Raw genomic sequence first — 13,383 nt, 5'->3', positions numbered from 1 at the left:
GACGTCAGCGGTAGTGGGAGGCGATGCCCGGCTGGCCGGTGACGTTGGGGCCCGCGTCCGCGTCGGCACCGAGGTAGGCGAACGGGAGGTCGACGGCCCGCCCGCCGCGCAGGGTCAGCAGGTGGCGGCGCGGCGCGTAGGCGAAGCCGGCCGCCCGCAGCGCGGCGAGAGCCCTGCGGCCGAGGTCGGAGCCGTCGGCCCGGCGCAGCGACGCCGGGTCGAGGTGGCCGGCGAACAGGCCCTGTGGACCGAGCCAGGAGGCGATCCGGGTGAGCACCCCGAGCTTGTCGCCGAGGTAGTGCAGCCCGTGCACGCACGTGATCAGGTCGTACCGGCGGTCCGGTTCCCAGTCGGCGAGCGAGGCCACCACCAGGCGCAGGTTGGGCGCGGCCGGCGGGCGGCCCAGCGACCCGACCAGGTCGACCCCGGTCAGCACGGCGTCCGGCGGCAGCCGGGTCGCGGCGACCGCCAGCGCCCGGCCCTCCCCGCTGCACAGGTCCAGCCAGGAGGCGGCGCCACCCCGCCAGGCCAGCTCCTCGACCGGGTCGAAGCCCAGCTCGCGGGCGTAGCTGTTGACCCCGGTCAGCGTCCGTTCGCGGTTCATGGTGCGGTTGGCGACCACGGGCGAGCTCTCCAACTCGCCGTCGGACAGCAGGGTCACCTCGTCCGCTCCAGCGTGGCGGCGGTCCAGGCGGTGTGGCGCCGGCGCAGTTCGACGGCGGTGAGGTCGGTGCGGCCCAGCTCGTGGTAGTTGGGCAGCCAGGACTCCACCCTGTGGTACGCGTTGGTGAGCGCGAACACGTCCCACAGCGCCAGGTCCGCGACCACCGTCCCGGCCGCCTCCCGGTACGCCGTCAGAAAGGCCTCGGCGGCGGCCGGGCCGTGCAGCAGCGCCAGATCGAGGCGGCACCACGAGACGTCGAAGCCGCGCGGCGCGAGCGAGGCCCCGGACCAGTCCACGACGCCGGTCAACTCGCCGTCCTGCCACAGCACGTTGCCGGACCAGAAGTCGAAGTGGGTGAGCACCGGCTGCTGCCGGGCGAGCCGGTCGCCGTGTGCGGCGAGCACCGGCGCGCCGGGGCCCGCGTCCGCGGTCAGTGGCCGGCTCCCCGCCGCCATCCCGTCCCGCAGCACGCCCGCGAGGCGTTCGGTCGGCACCGCGTGGACCCGGGCGAGCGCCCGTCCCAGTGCCTGTGCGGCCGTGTGCGCCGGGGCCGTCGAGAGGTCCGCCCGGCCGGGCAGCCGCGAGATCAGGACGGCCGGACCGCCCACCCGCGCCCCGTCCGGATCGGCCGCCACCAGCCGCGGCGCCCATCCGCCCAGCCCGTCCAACGCCCGCAGCACCCGCGCCTCGTACGCCGCCGCACCGTCTCCCGCCGGGAAGCGCCGCAGCACCAGCTCGCCGCCCCCGCGCTCGGCCCGCAGCAGATGCGTGGCCGCATGCGCCCCGCCGAGCAGCCGGCTGACGGCCCACCCGCTCCCCGGCACCCCGGCGGCCTCGGCCGCCCACTCCAGTGCCGCCCGCGACGGCTCCGTCTTGATCACCGACCCATGCTGTCCCAGCCCACCGTCCCCGACCACCGATTTTCCACCCGGCCGAGCCGCCGCCGACCGCTTGACTCTCGGGTGACGAGAGACGGCACAGTGCTCTGCGTGGACAGGACGAATCTGCTGCCGATCGGGCAGTTCGCGCAGGCGAGCGGTCTGCCGATCACTGCGCCAAGGCCTGTCTGACAATTCCCGTCGGATCAGCGGGCGGCGTTGATGGGCCCCTCCTGCCCGCTGGCGGGCAGGAGGGAGCGTGGCTCGGCGGTGCGGAGGAGGGAGTCCATGCGGTGGGGGCACCTCCCGGCCGGAGGCTGGGGGCCATCGGCGACCGACGACAAGCCGGCGGTGGGCCCCTCCTGCCCATGGCGGGCAAGGAGGGAGCGTGCTCCGGCGGCGACCGCCCGGCGGGAATTGTCAGACAGGCCTTGCGGCACTACGACACCAGCGGCGTACTCACGCCCGCCCTGGTCGACCCGGACAGCGGCTACCGCTACTACCGCCGCGATCAGCTCGACAGCGCCCGACTCGTGCGCGCGCTGCGCCAGTTGGACGTCCCGATCGACGAGGTGCGCGACCTGATGGCCAGCCACGCGGCCGGCAGGGACATCGCGGGGCCGGTCCTGGCCCGCCTCGCCGCCGCCGAACTCCGGCTGGAGGTCCAGCGCGCCCTCGTCCGCAATCTGCTGCACCGTCACACCGAGGGAGACGAGTTGACATCCTCCCCCTCCTGAAGGAGGGGGATTCCCCTCAGCCTCGCGGCTGAGACACCCCGGGTGTGCGGGGTGCTGGGACAACTTCCTGATTCATCGACGACTGCCCGCCCGGAGTGCTCCGTTGAGGTCTTACACCGTCTCCACAGGCTGTAACCGCCAGCCCGGCGGCCAGTATGTTGCGGGCTGCGTTGACGTCCCGGTCGTGGGTCGTTCCGCAGTCGCACGTCCACTCGCGGACGTTGAGCGGCATCATGCTTCGCAGGGTGCCGCATGCCGAGCAGAGCTTGGAGGAGGGGAACCACCGGTCCACGGTGATCACCTCGCGTCCGTACCAGTCGGCCTTGTACTCCAGCATCGACCGCATCTCGGTCCAGCTCGCGTCCGCGATGGCTCGGGAGAGCTTGCGGTTCTTGAGCATGTTCCTCACGGTCAGGTCCTCGATCACGACCACTTGGTTTTCGCGGACGAGTCGAGTGGTGAGCTTGTGCAGGAAGTCCCTGCGCCGGTCGGCGATCCGGGCGTGCACTCGGCCGACCTTGACTCGGGCCTTCGCCCGGTTGGTGCCGTCGCCCTTGGCCTTGCGGGACAACTCCCGCTGGGCCTTGGCCAGGCGTTCCCGGTCGGCGCGTTCGTGCCGGGGGTTGGTGATCTTCTCGCCGGTGGAGAGCGTCACCAGCGCGGTGATACCGGCGTCGATGCCCACCGCATGGCTGGCCGGCGCGGCCATGGTGGGCCGGTCGTCGCACAGCATGGAGACGAACCAGCGGCCCGCACTGTCCTGCGACACCGTCACCGTGGACGGCGATGCGCCCTCGGGCAGCGGACGGGACCACACGATGTCGAGCGGCCGGTCCATCTTCGCCAGCGTCAGCTGGCCATCCCGGAACCGGAAACCGCTGGTGGTGTACTCGGCGGACTTCCGGGACTTCTTCCGGGACTTGAACGTCGGGTACCTTGCCCGCTTCGCCCAGAAGTTCCCGAACGCCCCTTGCAGGTGTCGGAGCGTCTGCTGCAACGGAACGGACGACACCTCGCCGAGGTAGGCCAGTTCCCCGGTCTTCTTCCACGCGGTCAGCAGCGCCGAGGTGGCGTTGTAGTTGACCCGCTCCTGACGCAGCGTCCACGCCTCGGTGCGGGCTGCCAGCGCCAGATTGTACACCTTCCTCACGCACCCGAACGTGCGCGAAAGCTCAGCTGCCTGCGCATCGGTCGGGTGGAAGCGGTACTTGAACGCCCGCTTCACGTGGTTCGTGGTCACGCTCACAAACTAGCGGGACTACATGTTAAAGATCAAAACTGCGGGTCAGAGCACTGCGGTCCGCCTTGACGGCGAATCGCAGCTCCCTGTCCTGCTCCGCAGGAGTTTCGTTTCCTCCCCCGGCTGAAGCCGGAGGTATCCACGAAAGGACCCGGATGACCCACCGCATCACCGCCTCGCGCCGCGGCCCCGAGCGCGTCCTGGCCTGCCGCGCGACCGTGGACCAGCCGGGCTCGACGCGTTCGTGCGGTCGAGCTACCAGGCCATGTACACGGTGGCCGGCCGCGATCTGCTGACCTTCACGGGCCCGGCGTTCTGCCGCCTCCACGGTCCGGTCACCCAGGAGGACGCCTCACCGGTCGAGGCGTGTCTGCCGTTCGCGGCGGCCGCCGCCCAACCCGGCGACCTGCCGGACGGCATGGTCGTGCTCGACCTCCCCGGGACGCTGTACGCGAGCACCGTGGTGGACGGCGCCGCCGCCGCGTTCCCGGACATCCTGGCGGCGTACGACGCCGTCGCCTCCTGGATCACCACGCACGCCTTCGACTTCGCCGGACCGGTGCACGAGATCTACCGCCGCTGGTGCGGCGAGCCGGGCCACCCCGACAACCGCCTCGAGATCGCGTGGCCGATCACCGAGCCCGACGGACCCTGACAGCGCGCGGTCCGGGAACGCCGGAAGGCCACCCCTTCCCGACATGAAGGGGTGGCCCGGTCCGGTGGTGCGACGGACGCTGGATCAGATGCTCAGGACCTGACCCGGGAAGATGACGTCCGGGTTGGTGCCGACGACACCGTGGTTGGTGTTGTACAGGGTGTGCCAGTCGACGCCCTGCGCGGCGGCGATCTTGCTCAGGGTGTCACCCGGCTTGACGGTGTAGCTGCCGCCCTTGGCGGTGTTGACCGGGGCCTTGGGGGCCGGGGTGGTCTTGGCCGGGGCGGACTTCTTCTGGACCGGAGCCGGGGTGGTGTCCTGCTTCGGGGCAGCGGCCGGCTTCGGCGTGGCGTCCTGCTTCGGCGCGGCCTGCTGGGTGGCGGCCTGCGGAGCCTGGGCACGGGTCTCGCTGCGCGAGGCGGCCTGGCCCGAGGAGGCGTTGGAGGACGAGGCGGAGGTGTCGACCGCGGCGGCGGCGCCGCCCTTGGTCAGACCGGCCTGGATGGAGCAGACGGGCCAGGCGCCGGGGCCCTGGTCGGCCAGCACCTTCTCGGCGATCGCGATCTGCTGCGCCTTGGTGGCCAGGTTGGCCTGCGGGGCGTACGCGGTGCCGCCGTACGCGGCCCAGGTGGAGGAGGTGAACTGCACGCCGCCGTAGAAGCCGTTGCCGGTGTCGATGCTCCAGTTACCGGTGGACTCGCACTGCGCGACCTTGTCCCAGGTGGACACCGGCGCGGCGGAGGCCGAGGTCGCCGTGACGAGGCCGGCCACCGGAAGAACGGCCACGGCCGAGCCGGCGATGATGGCGGCCCGCACGCGGTTGCGCTTGCGGCCCTTCGCGGCGGTGGTGGCGGTCTCGGCGGCAGCGGTCTCGTTACGGAAGGTCATACGGTTCCTTTCGGAGGCCCCGGGGTGGGCAGGCGGAACCAGGGCTCGGGGAGAGCCCGGTTCGGCGTGCTTCGTGTCTCGGACGGCCGGCTGCGGCTTGCCGCCGCGCCCGCGTCCCGATCGCCCCGTCCCGGCGGGCGGCTCGACTGCCGCTCCGGGGAAACTGCTTCGGGGTGATCCCGGGTGGTGCGCCCTGCACCGGTTTCGAAGTTACGGGGGCTGCGCCGCCAGGCCAAGCATTCCGAGGTCTGTGCAGCTCAGAGCCCTGTTACCGCCGGTACATCGGCCGAAACGCCGCCCGTCGGCCGCCATTTTCCGGCGTCCGCCGCCGACCGCTGTGACCCGGCTCACCGGTTTTCGGGCCCGATTCGCCGGGTGCCGCCGACACTGCGTGAGGGGCGCTCCACCCTCCGCCGAGCGTCGACGTCGCGCGCTATGGCCCGGACCACAAGGGCCCCTCCACCGCCCCGGACGGTCAGCCCGCGAAGGCCAGCCGCAGCGCCAGGAACGCCACCAGTCCGTACCCGAACGCGTACGTCGCGCGACGCACGCCCGGCCCCAGCCGGGCCCCGGCCAGCGCCCCGCCCGCCGCCAGCAGTTGCTGCCAGGCGAGCGACGCCAGGAACGCGGCGCCGACGAACACCGGGCCGCCCGAGCCCCCGCTCCCCCGGGCCGCGATCAGTGCGGTGAAGTAGAGCGCGGTCATCGGGTTGACCAGGGTCAGCACCCCGAACCGCACGAACGCCCGCCCCGCCCCCGAGCCGCCGGCCGCCGGACCACCGCCGTCCACCGCCGCCTGCGCCCCTGCCGTACCGGCCACGGCTCGCAGCGAGAGCAGCCCCCGGACCGCGATCACTCCGAGCACCACGGCCGACAGCAGCCGCACCCACCCCTCGTACCCACTGAGCAGCCGCGCCAGCTGCGGCCCGACGAGGACGGCGACCGTCGCGTACAGACCGTCCACCACGGCCACGGCCGCCGCGCCGCTCGCCGCCGCCCGCCAGCCGTGCCGCCCCTCCTGCAGCAGGAGGACGCCGATCGCCCCCAGGGGCATCGCCACGCCCAGGCCCGCGGCCGCACCTTCGGCCGCCGTCGTCATCAGGGATCCGCTCATCGGCACAGAGTGACCCACGGCCCGTCCCCCGCGCACCAGGGTTTTCGCCCGACCGGAGTCGGCCGACATCGGCCGGAGAGGGGGATTCCGCTAGGGTCACTCGCCAGGCTGTCCGACGGTTCCGGAATGTTCCGTACGGGTTTTCGTTATCGGCGGCCGGCTGCCGGATCTCCCATGTGTAGGGCAGTACCGGACAGGCGACACACAGAGGTGGACCGCGCAGTGGAGAGTGAGCGCACAGCCGCGCTGGTCGGACAGGCGCAGCACGGCGACCGACAGGCGACGGCCGAACTGATCAGCGGACACCTGCCGCTGGTCTACAACATCGTCGGACGGGCGCTGGCGGGGCACGCGGACACCGACGACGTGGTGCAGGACACCATGCTGCGGGCGGTGGACGGCCTCGGCGGACTGCGCGACCCGCGCACCTTCCGTTCGTGGCTGGTGGCGATCGCGATGAACCAGATCCGCCGCCGCCATCGCGACACCCCTCCCACGGCGCCCGGCGACGACCTGCACTCCGCGTACGGCGTGCCGGACCCGGGTTCGGACTTCGTCGGCCTGACCATCGTCCGCCTCGGCCTGTCCGAGCAGCGCCGCGAGGTCGCCGAGGCGACCCGCTGGCTGGACCCGGGCGACCAGGACCTGCTCTCGCTGTGGTGGCAGGAGGCGGCCGGCGAGCTGTCCCGCGCCGAGCTGGCGGACGCGATGGAGATCGCGCCGGCCCATGCGGCGGTCCGGGTGCAGCGGATGAAGGCGCAGCTGGAGGCGGCCCGGGTGGTGGTGCGGGCGCTGGCGGTCACTCCGCGCTGCCCGTGGCTGGCCGAGCTGACCGCGAGCTGGGACGGCGAGCCGAGCGCGCTGTGGCGCAAGCGAATAGGCCGCCATGCGAAGGAGTGCGGGGCGTGCGCGCGTCACCGCAACGGACTGGTTCCGGCGGAGGGCCTGCTGGCCGGTCTGGCGATGGTCCCGCTCCCGGATTCGCTCGGCCATCCGCTGCTGGCCAACCTGCTCTCCGGCGGCTCGGGCGGCTCCGGCGGTGCGGGCGGCCACGGCGGTACCGGCGGCGGCCACGGCGGTACGGGCGGTCCGGGCTCCCACGCACCGGCGACTCACGCGCCGGCGACTCACGCACCGGCCTCCCACGCACCCGGCTCCGGCTCCGGCGGCCCGCGGCCGTCCTCGCACCGCGGCGGTGGCGGTCGGCGCCGGGCGGTCCCGCGCGGCCGCAAGCCGCTGACGGTGGCCGGCGCCGCCGTGGTCACGGCGGTGGTGGCGGGTGTGGTCGCGACCGGGCTGCCGGACAAGGCGCCGAAGCCGGACGCCGCGCCGCCGGCCAAGGTGGAGGTGGCGTCGGCCGTTCAGGACTCGCCGTCGCCGTCGCCGTCCGACTCCCCCACGCCGAGCCCGACCCCCACCCCGACGCCCACGCCGTCGCCGACCACCGCCGCGCCGAAGGCCTCCTCGGCCGCGCCGAAGAGCGTCCAGCTGCAGGTGATCGACCTGGTCAATGCCGAGCGGACCCGCAACGGCTGCAAGCCGGTCAAGTCCAACGACAAGCTTCAGCTGGCCGCCCAGCGGCACTCGGACGACATGGCGGCGCGCAACTTCTTCGACCACACCAACCCGGACGGGGCCGGTCCGCAGGAGCGGATCGACGCGACGGGCTACCGCTGGAGTTCCTGGGGCGAGAACATCGCGCGCGGCCAGCAGGGCGCCTCGTCGGTGATGACCAGCTGGATGAACAGCCCGGGCCACCGCGCCAACATCCTGAACTGCTCGTTCACCGAGCTCGGGGTCGGCGTCCACAACGGCGCCGGCGGCCCTTGGTGGACCCAGGACTTCGGTACCCCGGGCTGACACCGGACGACTGACCCGACCGCACCGCGACCCGGCCGGGCCGCCCTCCCCCACTCTCCGGGGGACGGCGGCCCGGCCGTTCCGCTCGATGCCGACAGCCGCGTCTGGCGGCTCAGTCGGCGACTCAGTCCGCGGCGGCGGACGCCACGTCCCGCTGCCGCGGCACCGCTTCGTGTCCGGACGAGGCCGCGGTCCGCTCCTGGGCCAGGGCGTCCTCGACCGAGTCGTGGACCTCGAAGATCCGCTCGATGCCGAACAGGGTGAGGATCTTGCGGGTGTGCACCTCGGGGCCGGGCAGGACGAGCCGCAGGCGGCCGTGCCGGGCGGCGAGCATGCGACGGATGGCGACCAGGACGGCGAAGCCGGTCGAATCGCAGAAGTCGAGCCTGCTGATGTCCACCACCAGCTGCAGGTTGCCGTCGGTGACCAGGCGCTGAAGCCGCTCGCGCAGGGCGACCACGCCTGCGATGTCGACCTCGCCCGCCACCTGGACGACCGTCCAGCCATACCGTTCCCCGTAGCTCACGGTGAGTGCCACGCTCGTGCCTTTCTGCTGGGATCAATCGACCTTATGCCTGCGGGCGCGGCGGATGATTTCCTGCCGGTCAATCGCGGCCATGCGGCCTCTGCCCGGTCTCACGCCAGCCAATCGCTCCGAAGGTGACGATTTTGCGCAAGGAACAAGGACGTTCGGAGCATTCCGGATACCGGGCGCACCGCCCGCTACCTCCCGCGTTGGATCATCGGATCAGCGCCACACGGCGTGCACGACGGATCTTCGCGAAATCCGCACCGGACTCCGCGCGGACCGGCGGAGATCGTTTTCCGGGCCGATTGCCGATTCCCGCTCCCGGAGCGCGCGGCCCCGTCCGCGGTGCGAGTCTGAAATCCCGGAGATCTCCGCGAAGGGAATCACCATGATCACCACTGAATTCGTCCCCGGCGCGCCCTGCTGGCTCGACCTCGGCTCCCCGGACGTGCCGGCCGCCGTGGCCTTCTACCGCGCCGTCCTCGGCTGGGACTTCGAACCGATGCCCGGCGAGGAGAGCGAGGGAGGCGGCGAGAGCGGCGGCGGGGGAAGCGGCGGGAGCGGCGCGGACGAGGCGTCGGCCGGCGGTTTCGGGCTGCTGCGCTCGGACGGCGACCTGGTCGGGGCGATCGGCCCGCTCACCGAGGAGGGCGCCCGGTCGGCATGGATGATCTACTACCGGACCGACGACGCCCAGGCCACCACCCGCGCCGTCGAGGAGGCCGGCGGCACGGTCCGGGTGCCGCCGACGGAGGGCGGCGGCTGGGCGACCGCGGCTCAGTACAGCGACCCGCAGGGCGGGCAGTTCGCCGTCTGGCAGCCCGGCCGGGCACCGGGACTGGAGGCCGTCGACCGCCCCGGCAGCCTGATGTGGACCGAGCTGTACACCACCGACGGCGCCGCCGCCCGATCGTTCTACCGGTCCGTCTTCGGCTGGCGGTACGACGACATGGAGCTGCCCGGCGAGGGCGGCACCTACGGCATGATCACGCCGGCCGACCAGCCGACCGAGCGGATGCAGGGCGGACTGATGCAGTTGCCCGCCGAGATGCTCGCTCTCACCGGCGGCCGCCCGTACTGGCACCCGGTCTTCAACGTGACCGACTGCGACACCGCCGTCGCCACCGTCGCCGCCAACGGCGGTACCGTCCAGATGGGGCCTGCCGACACCCCGGACGTCGGCCGCCTCGCCGTCTGCGTCGACCCCTGGGGCGCCGACTTCGTCGTGCTCACCCCCGTCAACCCGCCCACCCCGGCGGCTGGTTGACCCATCGCCCGAGCGGCGGCCGGACCGGGCGTCGGCCGCCGCTCAGCTGCGGTCGTGGTCGCCGGTCGCGCCGTCGATCAGCTCGCGCAGGATGTCCAGGTGGCCCGCGTGCCGCGCCGTCTCGGTCGCCATGTGGATCAGCACCCAGCGCAGTGACACCGCGTCACCGAACCACGCCTTGCCCAGGTGGTCCAGGTCCAACTCGCCGATCACCGCGTCCGAGGCGGCCCGGGCGCGGGCGTAGAAGGCCAGCACCTCCTCGGTCGTCTCGTGCGGCTCGACCCGCATGTCCGACGTGTCGTCGGCGTCGAGGTCGAACGGCAGCGGACCCGTCTCCCGGCCGAACGTCTCGCAGAACCAGCCCAGTTCGGCTCCGGCCAGGTGCTTGACCAGGCCCAGCAGATTGGTGCCGGACGGCGTCATCGGACGGCGCAGCTGCTCGTCGTCCAGACCCTGCACCTTCCACAGCACCGCGTCCCGGTGCCGGTCCAGCGCCACGAACAGGCTTTCCTTCTCCTCGCCGGTGAACGGCACGCGCTTCATCATGCGCGGGACCCTAGCAGCAGGTGACGACCCCACGGCTGCCCCTGTCCGCCGGGCACCGGCCGCACACGTCCGAACTCCCTTGCCCCGGGCCCGACCTGATGTTTGGATGATCAGCCGCACCGTGCCGTGCGGGCCACCGCCCGGCACGCACCCGAGGAGAGGACGGCCACCGTGACCACCGTACGCGGAACCTCCGTGGACATCACCACGCCCGACGGCGTCGCGGACGCCTACCTCGCCCACCCGGACGACGGCGATCGCCACCCCGCGGTCCTCCTCTACGGCAACGCCTTCGGCCTGCGCCCGCACCTGCGCACCATGGCCGACCGCCTCGCCGGAGCCGGCTACACCGTGCTCGTTCCCAACCTCTTCCACCGCCACGGCCGGGCGCCGATCCTCGACCTGCCGGAGGTCATCGACCCCGGGACCGTCTGGTCCGAGGTCGAGCCGATGGTCCGCGCCCTGACCCCCGAGCGCGCCATGCGCGACGCCGGCGCGTACCTGAACTTCCTCGCCGAATGCCCCGCCGCCGTCGACGGCCCGATCGGCATCACCGGCTACTGCCTCGGCGCCGTCCTCGCCCTGCGCACCGCCGGCACCTACCCCGACCGGGTCTTGGCCGCCGCCGGCTACCACGGCGGCGGCCTCGCCACCGACGCCCCGGACAGCCCCCACCTGCTCGCCGACCGCGTCAGTGCCGAGCTCTACTTCGGCCACGCCGACCAGGACCCCTCCCTGCCCGCCGAGCAGATCGACCGCCTCGACAAGGCCCTCACCGCCGCCGGCGTCCGCCACCGCTGCGAGGTCTACCCCGGCGCCGGCCACGGCTTCACCCAGGCCGACACCGTCGCGTACCACCCCGACGGCGACGCCCGCCACTGGGAGTCGTTGCTCGCCCTCCTCGCCCGCACCCTCTGACGCCCCCTCGCCCCCGCCCCGCGGTCGGCGACCGCCATCGCCCACCCGACGAACGCGGCTTGCGACTCCCGCACCTCCTCGTCCGCCTGCCCGAGCGGGAGCGTGCGGCACCGCGCGTCGCCGGCTCCGCGGCCGGGGGTGGGCGTAGGGTCGCCGGGGTGCGAAAGATCATCCTGCAGATGTCGATCTCGCTCGACGGTCACATCGAGGCCCCGGGCCGGCGGATCGACTGGCACCGCGTCGACGAGGAGCTGCACCGGCACCTCAACGAAGAACTCCGCGGCGCGGGTGCCTTCCTCAGCGGCCGGGTCACCTACGAGCTAATGGCGGCGTACTGGCCCACCGCCGACGCCGGGCCGGACTGTCCGCCGGTGATGGCCGACTTCGCCGCGATCTGGCGCCGGATGCCCAAGGTGGTCTACTCCCGCACGATCGACCACGCGGACTGGAACACCACAATCCGCCGCGAGGTCGACCCGGACGAAGTCCGCGCCCTGCAGGCCGAGCCGGGCGGCGACCTGGTGGTCGGCGGGGCCGACCTGGCCGCGGCCTTCCTGGCGCACGACCTGGTCGACGAGTACCGGCTCTACGTCCACCCGGTGGCGATCGGCGGCGGCAAACCGCTGTTCCCGGCGGACGGCGTCGAGCGGCCCGTGCGCCTGCTCGGCACCCGGACCTTCGGCAACGGCGTCGTCCGGCTCCACTACGGCCGGCCCGACGCCGCGTAGGTGGTGCTCACTCCCCGGAGATCAGCCGCTTCGCGGCGACGGTCGCGCCGTCGGTGCGGATCGCCCCGGCCACGGCCATCGCCCGTACGGCCGTCCCGGGCGCGAGCGCCACGGCGAGCGCGGCGGTCAGCGAGTCGACGGTGGGCGCGGGCCCGGCGTGGGCGGCGCCGATGCCGAGTTCGGCGATCCTCGCGGCCCAGTACGGCTGGTCCACCAGCTGCGGCACCACCACCTGGGGTGCGCCGGCCAGGGCGGCGGTGGTCGTGGTGCCGGCGCCGCCGTGGTGGACGACGGCGGCGGTCCGGCGGAACAGGGCCTGGTGGTTGACCTCGCCGACCAGGTGGCAGTCGTCGCGGTCGTCGATCGGGGCGAGGCCGGCCCAGCCGCCGGCGAGCAGGATACGGCGGCCGTGGGCGCGGGCGGCCTCCACGGCGACCCGGGCGAGGTCGGGGGTGGCGCGCATCGCCATGCTGCCGAAGCCGACGTACACCGGCGCCGGACCGGCGGCCAGGAACGCCTCCAGGTCGTCGGGGAGGGGGCGTTCGTCGGACAGGAGCCAGGCCCCGGTCCGGACGACGTCCAGGTCGGTCAGGTCCTGCCACGGGACGAGGCCCGGCTCGGCCGCGAGCCAGGGCCGCTCGGTGAGGACGTGGTCGCGGACGTTGTCCACGGGCGGCAGGCCGATCGCCGCCCGGTGGCGATTGAGCGCCTCGCCGTACAGGGCGTTGACCCGCTGCGCGTCCTCGTCCCAGAGCACCTCGATGTCGGTCTCGTCGGGCGACGACGGCCGGCCGGGCCGCTGCAGCGGCGGGCGGTGCCGGGACGGCAGCCCGACGGTGTGGAAGCAGGCGAACACATAGCGGATGCCCGCCCTCTCTGCGACCGAGCGGACACCGGCCGGCATCAGCCCGGTCGCCAGCAGCACGTCGCTGCCCTCCGCCGCCGCGGTGAGCGTCTCGAAGCGGGCGGCGACCAGCTCGGCGGCCAGCCGGAACGCGTCCTGCGTCGACGGCGGTTCGGCGCCGCTGACCACCGAGCGCACCGACGGGCCGAGCGGCACCAGCGGTACGCCGACCCGCTCCAGCAGGGCGGCGAACTCCTCGTCCGGCGGCGCGCACACCACGGCCTCCGCCCCGAGCTCCCGCAACCGGACGGCGAGCGCCGCCAGCGGTTCGACGTCCCCGCGCGAGCCCCAACTCGACAACACCACACGCATACCGCAAATCTCCCATAACCCCAGGTACCGACCGAGGTCGACCATCCTGCGCCATGACCGGGGTCTTGCCGCAAGCCCCCGGGTGGGCTATAGCTTGATAGTGGCGGGGAGTGCGATCTCTCCGCCGTTGTCATTCACCGACC

The 13,383-nt window shown here is 73.3% G+C and carries 14 protein-coding genes; 6 read left to right on the top strand and 8 right to left on the bottom strand.

The genetic code is table 11. From position 1 onward, the window contains the following. Positions 1-4: 4 nt before the first annotated feature. Both FHR36_RS34840 and FHR36_RS34835 read right to left on the bottom strand, forming a co-directional pair. On the bottom strand, positions 5-661 hold the full coding sequence (locus FHR36_RS34840; RefSeq protein WP_253803960.1) for a class I SAM-dependent methyltransferase: 657 nt from the start codon (positions 659-661) through the stop codon (positions 5-7). Further along, positions 658-1,545 carry a phosphotransferase family protein gene (locus tag FHR36_RS34835; RefSeq protein ID WP_253803958.1) on the bottom strand — a complete coding sequence of 296 codons (888 nt, stop codon included), beginning with the start codon at positions 1,543-1,545 and terminating at the stop codon, positions 658-660. The genes FHR36_RS34840 and FHR36_RS34835 overlap by 4 nt, the downstream gene beginning before the upstream one ends. A gap of 365 nt (positions 1,546-1,910) precedes the next feature. On the opposite strand from FHR36_RS34835, the gene FHR36_RS34830 reads away from it, so the two are divergent. Continuing rightward, positions 1,911-2,279, top strand: a complete 369-nt coding sequence (locus FHR36_RS34830; protein WP_253803956.1) for a MerR family transcriptional regulator — start codon at positions 1,911-1,913, stop codon at positions 2,277-2,279. A gap of 16 nt (positions 2,280-2,295) precedes the next feature. Here the strand turns inward: FHR36_RS34830 and FHR36_RS34825 are convergent, their stop codons facing one another. After that, positions 2,296-3,525: an RNA-guided endonuclease InsQ/TnpB family protein gene (locus FHR36_RS34825; RefSeq protein WP_253803954.1), complete on the bottom strand. Its 1,230-nt coding sequence runs from the start codon at positions 3,523-3,525 to the stop codon at positions 2,296-2,298. A gap of 238 nt (positions 3,526-3,763) precedes the next feature. Between FHR36_RS34825 and FHR36_RS34820 the strand changes: the two genes are divergently transcribed. Next, positions 3,764-4,174: a GyrI-like domain-containing protein gene (locus FHR36_RS34820; protein WP_253803952.1), complete on the top strand. Its 411-nt coding sequence runs from the start codon at positions 3,764-3,766 to the stop codon at positions 4,172-4,174. A gap of 84 nt (positions 4,175-4,258) precedes the next feature. Here FHR36_RS34820 and FHR36_RS34815 read toward each other — a convergent pair whose 3' ends face one another. Together FHR36_RS34815 and FHR36_RS34810 are read right to left on the bottom strand one after the other, a co-directional pair. Then, on the bottom strand, positions 4,259-5,062 hold the full coding sequence (locus FHR36_RS34815; RefSeq protein WP_253803950.1) for a transglycosylase family protein: 804 nt from the start codon (positions 5,060-5,062) through the stop codon (positions 4,259-4,261). A 475-nt stretch (positions 5,063-5,537) separates the two neighbouring features. Continuing rightward, complete coding sequence (locus tag FHR36_RS34810) at positions 5,538-6,176, bottom strand: lysine transporter LysE (protein WP_253803947.1); 639 nt, start codon at positions 6,174-6,176, stop codon at positions 5,538-5,540. Between the two features lie 222 nt (positions 6,177-6,398). On the opposite strand from FHR36_RS34810, the gene FHR36_RS34805 reads away from it, so the two are divergent. Continuing rightward, on the top strand, positions 6,399-8,036 hold the full coding sequence (locus tag FHR36_RS34805) for a sigma-70 family RNA polymerase sigma factor (RefSeq protein WP_253803945.1): 1,638 nt from the start codon (positions 6,399-6,401) through the stop codon (positions 8,034-8,036). 124 nt (positions 8,037-8,160) lie between these two features. On the opposite strand, the gene FHR36_RS34800 is transcribed toward FHR36_RS34805, so the two are convergent. Then, on the bottom strand, positions 8,161-8,574 hold the full coding sequence (locus FHR36_RS34800) for an STAS domain-containing protein (protein ID WP_253803943.1): 414 nt from the start codon (positions 8,572-8,574) through the stop codon (positions 8,161-8,163). 379 nt (positions 8,575-8,953) lie between these two features. On the opposite strand from FHR36_RS34800, the gene FHR36_RS34795 reads away from it, so the two are divergent. Further along, positions 8,954-9,832 (top strand): VOC family protein, encoded by an 879-nt coding sequence (locus tag FHR36_RS34795; protein ID WP_253803940.1) that lies wholly within the window; start codon positions 8,954-8,956, stop codon positions 9,830-9,832. A 42-nt stretch (positions 9,833-9,874) separates the two neighbouring features. On the opposite strand, the gene FHR36_RS34790 is transcribed toward FHR36_RS34795, so the two are convergent. Next, positions 9,875-10,378 (bottom strand): DinB family protein, encoded by a 504-nt coding sequence (locus FHR36_RS34790; protein ID WP_253803938.1) that lies wholly within the window; start codon positions 10,376-10,378, stop codon positions 9,875-9,877. 171 nt (positions 10,379-10,549) lie between these two features. Here FHR36_RS34790 and FHR36_RS34785 point away from each other — a divergent pair, with 171 nt between their 5' ends. Together FHR36_RS34785 and FHR36_RS34780 are read left to right on the top strand one after the other, a co-directional pair. Then, on the top strand, positions 10,550-11,296 hold the full coding sequence (locus FHR36_RS34785; protein ID WP_253803936.1) for a dienelactone hydrolase family protein: 747 nt from the start codon (positions 10,550-10,552) through the stop codon (positions 11,294-11,296). Positions 11,297-11,454: 158 nt separating this feature from the next. After that, complete coding sequence (locus FHR36_RS34780; RefSeq protein WP_253803934.1) at positions 11,455-12,024, top strand: dihydrofolate reductase family protein; 570 nt, start codon at positions 11,455-11,457, stop codon at positions 12,022-12,024. Between the two features lie 7 nt (positions 12,025-12,031). On the opposite strand, the gene FHR36_RS34775 is transcribed toward FHR36_RS34780, so the two are convergent. Further along, complete coding sequence (locus FHR36_RS34775) at positions 12,032-13,240, bottom strand: glycosyltransferase (protein ID WP_253803932.1); 1,209 nt, start codon at positions 13,238-13,240, stop codon at positions 12,032-12,034. Positions 13,241-13,383: the final 143 nt, after the last annotated feature.

The sequence above is a fragment of the Kitasatospora cinereorecta genome (assembly GCF_024172095.1).
In the GTDB taxonomy this organism is placed as follows: domain Bacteria; phylum Actinomycetota; class Actinomycetes; order Streptomycetales; family Streptomycetaceae; genus Kitasatospora; species Kitasatospora cinereorecta.
Note: the sequence above shows the minus strand (reverse complement) of the source record. Positions and strands in the feature narration are given on the sequence as shown.

Excerpts from the sequence above, each read along its gene's own strand:
- FHR36_RS34830 (WP_253803956.1), top strand. The coding sequence starts at position 1,911 with ATGGCGGGCAAGGAGGGAGCGTGCTCCGGCGGCGACCGCCCGGCGGGA.
- FHR36_RS34815 (WP_253803950.1), bottom strand. The coding sequence starts at position 5,062 with ATGACCTTCCGTAACGAGACCGCTGCCGCCGAGACCGCCACCACCGCC.
- FHR36_RS34810 (WP_253803947.1), bottom strand. The coding sequence starts at position 6,176 with ATGAGCGGATCCCTGATGACGACGGCGGCCGAAGGTGCGGCCGCGGGC.
- FHR36_RS34795 (WP_253803940.1), top strand. The coding sequence starts at position 8,954 with ATGATCACCACTGAATTCGTCCCCGGCGCGCCCTGCTGGCTCGACCTC.
- FHR36_RS34790 (WP_253803938.1), bottom strand. The coding sequence starts at position 10,378 with ATGATGAAGCGCGTGCCGTTCACCGGCGAGGAGAAGGAAAGCCTGTTC.
- FHR36_RS34775 (WP_253803932.1), bottom strand. The coding sequence starts at position 13,240 with ATGCGTGTGGTGTTGTCGAGTTGGGGCTCGCGCGGGGACGTCGAACCG.